This window comes from Acinetobacter sp. WCHAc060033 (assembly GCF_004209125.1).
Lineage (GTDB): Bacteria > Pseudomonadota > Gammaproteobacteria > Pseudomonadales > Moraxellaceae > Acinetobacter > Acinetobacter wuhouensis.
In genome coordinates, this window is sequence record NZ_SGSW01000240.1 from 1 (window position 1) to 201 (window position 201).

A 201-nucleotide genomic window follows, 5' to 3' on the forward strand; every position below is an offset into this window, starting at 1 on the left:
GGAAAAAAGCGATAAAAATAAAGAAGCATGGACGACTTTCAGTAAGTTTATTTCGCTACGGTTTGGACTATGTTCAAATGGCTATTCTACGTTTGATTGGTTTTGGAAAAAAAGAAGAATTTAAGAAAGTGCTAGCAATTTTAAGAAAGAAAAAGCCTGATAGGACAAGGATCCTATGAAATTTGTCGTGTACAGAGAAAT

The 201-nt window shown here is 33.3% G+C and carries 1 pseudogene; it reads left to right on the forward strand.

The features are described from left to right. Positions 1-179 (forward strand): annotated as a pseudogene (locus tag EXE10_RS21395) (IS4 family transposase); the annotation flags it as partial. Between the last annotated feature and the right edge of the window lie 22 nt (positions 180-201).